The organism is Bacillus sp. MM2020_4 (assembly GCF_011250555.1).
GTDB lineage: Bacteria > Bacillota > Bacilli > Bacillales > Cytobacillaceae > Neobacillus.
The window spans coordinates 1-255 of sequence record NZ_JAANMZ010000136.1 but is presented as its reverse complement, the minus strand read 5'-3'; the positions used below and the strand labels follow the sequence as shown (position 1 = coordinate 255).

The window sequence follows — 255 nt, the reverse complement described above, 5'->3', positions numbered from 1 at the left end:
CGGAGGCTCAAAAAGCACAGGCAGAAGCTATACGACAATCTGCTTTAGATGCCCAGGCTAGAGTTAATACAGCCAAAACAGAACTCGAAGCCGATATAGCTTCCAAAGTTGATGCGACTTGGGTAAATGGGCAGTTAGTTTCTAAAGCTGATAAAGCTAGTACTTACACTAAAACGGAAGTTGATAATGCTTTAAACAGCAAAGTTTCAACCACTACCTACACCACAGACCAAAGCGGAGTTGTTACCCGCTTGA

The 255-nt window shown here is 43.1% G+C and carries 1 protein-coding gene; it reads left to right on the top strand.

All coding sequences use genetic code 11. The annotated features are described in order from the left end of the window. On the top strand, nt 1–255 hold a 255-nt coding region (locus tag G6554_RS26465; RefSeq protein ID WP_207343146.1), incomplete at both ends, for a hypothetical protein.